5 protein-coding genes are annotated in these 4,909 nt (G+C 64.7%); 3 read left to right on the top strand and 2 right to left on the bottom strand.

Features of this window, described 5'->3' with window-relative positions; genetic code table 11:
* A partial coding sequence (locus IT293_17575; GenBank protein MCC6766474.1) for a biotin carboxylase occupies positions 1-1,535 on the bottom strand: 1,535 nt, incomplete at its 3' end.
* Between the two features lie 68 nt (positions 1,536-1,603).
* On the opposite strand from IT293_17575, the gene IT293_17570 reads away from it, so the two are divergent.
* From IT293_17570 to IT293_17560, 3 genes are all read left to right on the top strand, one after another.
* Entirely contained in the window at positions 1,604-1,777 is a 174-nt protein-coding gene (locus tag IT293_17570; protein MCC6766473.1) for a hypothetical protein, read from the top strand.
* A gap of 148 nt (positions 1,778-1,925) precedes the next feature.
* A complete protein-coding gene (locus IT293_17565; protein MCC6766472.1) occupies positions 1,926-2,192 on the top strand; it encodes a type II toxin-antitoxin system prevent-host-death family antitoxin in 267 nt (88 codons plus the stop codon).
* 20 nt (positions 2,193-2,212) lie between these two features.
* Complete coding sequence (locus IT293_17560; GenBank protein MCC6766471.1) at positions 2,213-2,584, top strand: PIN domain-containing protein; 372 nt, start codon at positions 2,213-2,215, stop codon at positions 2,582-2,584.
* Between the two features lie 96 nt (positions 2,585-2,680).
* Here the strand turns inward: IT293_17560 and IT293_17555 are convergent, their stop codons facing one another.
* Positions 2,681-4,009 carry an FAD-dependent oxidoreductase gene (locus tag IT293_17555; GenBank protein ID MCC6766470.1) on the bottom strand — a complete coding sequence of 443 codons (1,329 nt, stop codon included), beginning with the start codon at positions 4,007-4,009 and terminating at the stop codon, positions 2,681-2,683.
* Positions 4,010-4,909: the final 900 nt, after the last annotated feature.

Here is a 4,909-nt window from a genome sequence, read left to right as displayed (position 1 = left end):
CGGATCTCGCCCTCGATCGGGTCCGACCACGAGACGATGACGCCGCCGGCCGCGGGATTGAGGGCGCGGTCGGTGGCGTTCAGGCGGGCTTCGATCGCGGCGCGCTCGCGCATGACGCGGGCGGGCTTCGGGAGGCGCGCCTTGTGGCGGGCGATCAGCGTCATCGCTTCGACGAGCGACTCGACCTCGAAGGACTCGTTCTTGTCGTCGGGATTCGTGAAGCGGAGCGCGTAGCAGAGCTCCGACACCCGGTGCTCGACCTGGATCCGGGTGTTCACCTCCATGAAGTAGTGGCGGTCGCCGTCGACGATGCACTCGAACGTCGACGCCGAGTCGAGCTTCACGGCGCGGCCGAACCGTTCGGCCTGCTCCTCCATGCGGCCGAGGGTCACGAGGTCGGTCGCGAGGGCCTTGGCCTTGGTCTCGAGGCCGGCCGCTCGCGCCTCGGCGATCGCGTCCTCCAGCCCTTCGTGCGTGACCGACACCTCGACGAGCTTCTGCTCGTGCATCTGGAGTGAGCAGTCGCGGCCGCCGAGCGCGATGCACCACGCGCCGTTGCCGAGGATCTGGATCTCGTTGTGCCGGGTCTGCTCGATGTTGAGCTCGAGGAGGACGTTCTTGTTGTCGCCGACCCCCGTGGCCTTCACCTCGGCGAGGATCTCGCGGACGAGCGTCGGCACCTGCGCCGCCGCGTCGAAGATGCGCTGGCCCTTGCCGCCGCCGCCGCCGATCGCTTTCAGGCGGAAGCGGCGGCCGGGCTGGTCGGCGAGGAGCTGCACCGCTTCGAGGCGGAGCGTCTCGGCGAGGTCGTCGATCGAGTAGAGGTCGAGACGGCTGCGGTACGACGCGTCGAGCAGCCGCTCCACGGCTTCCGAAAGCGCCACCTTCTCGTCGGCGAGGGCGGGGACATCGAGGCCGTTCGCCTTGGCGAGCCGCTGGAGCGCTTTGCGGTCCGGGTGGAGGCGCAGCAGCGTTCGGGTCGTCGCGTCGTTCACGCCCGGCGTGACCGAGACGTCGTTCTCGATCGCGGTGCGCTTGGCCTCGTCCTTCGCGCCGGCCGCCGTCTGCGTGTACGAGCACGGGCCGATGAAGGCGAGGCCGGCCTCCTCCAGCCGCCGCACGAACTCGGCGTCTTCCGCCATGAAGCCGTACCCGGCGAAGACGTAGCCGTAGCCGTGCTCGCGGCAGATCGCGATCATCTGCTCGATCCGCTGGACCCGCTCTTCCTTGGTGGCGCCGGTGTAGTCGGGCACCGCGTGGACGTTCCGCGGGTCCATCATGCGGAGCTCGGGCGAGAGGGCGCGCGGGAACACGATGCTGTCGCGTTCCGAAAGCAGGATGCCGACCTGGGCGACGCCCATCTCGCGGAAGACGTCGATCGCCTCTTTCCGGATCGGACCGCGACAGACGATCAGCACCCCCATGTCGTCGCAGGCGAAGGAACGGGTCCACGGGGTGCTCGCGCGGCCGAGGCGGCGGTCGCGGTGCACCATCGGATTGTCGGCGTAGGACGAGAGCGTCTTGGGCGTCGTCATGCTGGAAGGGGCTTGTACCTATGGTGGACGGGGGGAAAACGCCAGCACCGCGGACCGACACCCTGACCTTGCAACGTGTCCGCGTCACCGGCGCGCCCTATCGCACCCTGCGCTCGACCAACGCGATCGAGAATCTCCGTGGTCTCGTCGGGCATTTCGTCCGCAACGTCGGCGCTGGCGCAACGGCGCGATGCCTCGCCGCGTTCTTTCTCGAGGATCTCTCGGTTCCCCGAACCACGTGAGAAGGGTGGAGCGAGGGGACGCGCGTTGTGGCGCGCTAAAGACGGTGTTTCTTCAGTGGTCACCAGAGGTGATCGGAATCTCGTTCGGTGAGTGTCGGTGATGGTCCATGAGCGTCACACAGCGGTTGTCCAGTGGATTGACGCCGAGATGCTACTTGTAGCACGACTGCGGGTCGTGACTCGCGCCGGTATTCGAGAAGCACGACAGAACCTTTCCGCCTTGATCGACGAGGTGCGAAAGGGCCGCGAGGTAGTGATCGAAGAGCGGGGTAAACCCGTCGCCAAGCTGGTCCCGATCGAGCGCAGGAGCCGAAAACCGCTTTCGAGTCATCGGAGGCTTCGCCGATCGATCCGTTCACGGGCATCGAAGAGCGCGGTCGAGATGATCGCTGAAGACCGTGACGATCGAATCTAGCCCCGTCTACCTCGACACGAGTGCGCTCGCGAAGCTCTTTCTGCCGGAAGCGGAAAGCGAGGAGGTGGAGCGGCGTCACCGAATTTACGTTCCTTCTGGCGCGACGCGTTCGGGAAGGAAGCCTTCGGTCATTGGAGGCGCGGCGCCTCCATCAGCGGCTCCTCCGTGATTTGGCCGGCGGCGAGTTCCTCCGCGTCGATGGCACCGAATCGTCCCACCGCGAAGCCGAGCGGCTGCTCCTCGTTCTCGGCGAACGCGCCCCGCTGCGGGCAGCGGATGCCCTCCACCTCGCGCTCGCGACCATGGCCGGAGCGCGCACGCTCTTCACCTTCGATCGGCGGCTCGCGAGCGCGGCAACAGCGCTCGGCAGCCTCGAGATCGTCGGGCGTTGACGCGGGCCGGCTCGTGCTGTGGCGAACAGCAGTTCCGGACGACGCCTGAGTCGGGCACGTCGACCCGGCCGCGTCGACCATGTGGTCACCGGCCTCTCAGTTCAGCTGTTTCGCCAACTCCTCGGCCGCCCAGAGTCCACTCTGGTACGCCTGGCCGGTATCGCCGCCGGTGAGGTAATCCCCGGCGAACACGAGTCCGGGAATCGGCGGAAGATCCGAGAATTCTTTGAGCGAGCGGGTATAACCCGGATAGAAGATCGGAAGCGCCTCCTCCCATCTGTGCAATAAGCGGTCCTCGATGGCCCTGACCGCCTCCGGAAAGTAACGCGCGATCTCGTGTTCTATCGCATCCATTCTCTCGTCGTCACTCTGCTGCCAATCCCGCTTGATGTATTTGGCCTTCAGTTTGGCCCGCAGAAATTTCTCTCCGTCAGGTCGCGGAGATGTGTATATGATCGCATTCAAGATCGGATCTTCCCGGCGGGAATACAGGCGCATCATCGGCAGGCCTGATATTTCGTGATCCAGCTTGAAAAACGGTATCTCCTGGGGTGAATATCGCACCCCGTCGAAAAACTTCGTCCGCTCGGTGCCAAGTCGCTGGACCATGCCCTTGACCTGGGTTCCGGGCACCGCCACGACGACACCGTCCACGTCTTTCCGGTGCTCGGCCCCATCCTGGTTCCACGCAACAGTCACCGATGCTTCCCCGGGTATCACGCTGCCGACTCGGGCGTTGGTAACCACATCGAGCTTCGTGGCGAGCACGCGGGGGAGGAGACCATACCCCTCGTCCAGTGAACACACGTCCAATCTCATGTGCTTGACGTAGAAGTCCAACGCCCAGCCTCGTGACATCTGCTGCGGTTCGTGACTCCACATGAATTCATGCATCGGCTCGATCGCATAGTCCAGAAAATCCGGGTGGACGCGTGACAGCCACGATTCCAGGGACTCTTCGTCGTCGGAGGAGACCACCGACAGGGTGTGCCCATGCGTGGATCCGAGCTTGGCCCGAACCATGTGCGCAATACCCATTGGGATAAGTTTGGCGAGTCCGATCTTGCCGCGCACGCTGAAGGGGGCGGTCGTCAGCATCGACAGCGGCTTGCTCAGCGAGACGACGTGTCCGGAATCATTCCGCCAGGACTCGAAGGTCACTTGGCCGACGGTTGGATAATCGATGACCCGAGACGACAATCCCAACTCGGTGATCAGCTGGAATAATTTGTTCTCCTTGCTGGACAGATACTCGGCCCCTAGATCGATCCAGGTTCCGTGCCATTCTGTCGACAGCATTCTGCCGCCGACTCGTCCGTTCTTCTCCAACACGGTTACGTTGAAGCCGTTCTTCTGCAGAGCGTAGGCTGCACCCATCCCGGATATGCCAGATCCGATGATAATGACGTTCTTGTCGCTATTCATCGGTACCTCCTGTACGCTGACTAGCGTTTATCAATGAACGCGCACATCTTATTGTGTATCTACTCATCGCGATCGTGATGAAGTCACGACTGTGGGTGAGTCGGTAGGTGGGATTGGCCGCCGAGTTGACGTGCCCCCTGCATCGGACAGTGGCCCCTTCCCCGGAACGCCGTCCCATGCCCCTCTTCTCCCCATTCTCCTCTATAGCTCGCCAACGAGCCGGCCGTTGGCGCCGAGCACGAGGGCGCACTCGTGGATCGCGTCGGTCATGAGATCCGAGAGCGACTACCCGCTCGGCCCCCAGGTGCACAAGCCCGAGGGGCGTGCCGAGGGCGCCGCGCGTCAGTTCAGTCACGATCGTTGGCATCACGAAGACGTTGTCGATCTCGTGGCTTTCGACGACCGCGGGTGGCTTGTCGGCGATCACGAGCACTGTGGTACGTGTCCGCGGCGACCGGGAACTGGGACGCGATCGTGGTGTCGAAGTTGCCGAAGCTCGACTGACCGGCACCGAGCGGAACGGCGCGCTGGCAGCGCGTGAAGTAGACGTCTCCCCGTCGAACTGGGTGTCGGCGGAAAGCCAGAACTCCTGGTAGTTCGGCGCGGCGTCGGCGTTGCCGGCGTTCAGCAGCATGCGGGCGACGGTGACCGATTGCCCCGCCGTGAGCGGGCTCGAGACCGAGGCATCGGTGATCCGGAGGTTCGGGAGCGGAACGGTTCCGACCGCCGTGATCGAGAGGTACAGCGGGCCAGGCACAAGGAGCGTTTGCCGGAGCCCGCCCGCGTCATGCGCGAGCGCGCCGCGATCGAAGCCCGCCTGAACGCCACCGACCGCGCCCTCAATCCCGCGGCCGGCGGCGTCATCGTCTCGTGGTCGGACCCGATCGAGGGCGAGATCCG

It is taken from the genome of Deltaproteobacteria bacterium (assembly GCA_020848745.1).
Lineage (GTDB): Bacteria > Desulfobacterota > Binatia > UTPRO1 > UTPRO1 > UTPRO1.
This window is presented reverse-complemented; position numbering and strand designations above follow the sequence as displayed.

Excerpts from the sequence above, each read along its gene's own strand:
- IT293_17555 (MCC6766470.1), bottom strand. The coding sequence starts at position 4,009 with ATGAATAGCGACAAGAACGTCATTATCATCGGATCTGGCATATCCGGG.
- IT293_17565 (MCC6766472.1), top strand. The coding sequence starts at position 1,926 with ATGCTACTTGTAGCACGACTGCGGGTCGTGACTCGCGCCGGTATTCGA.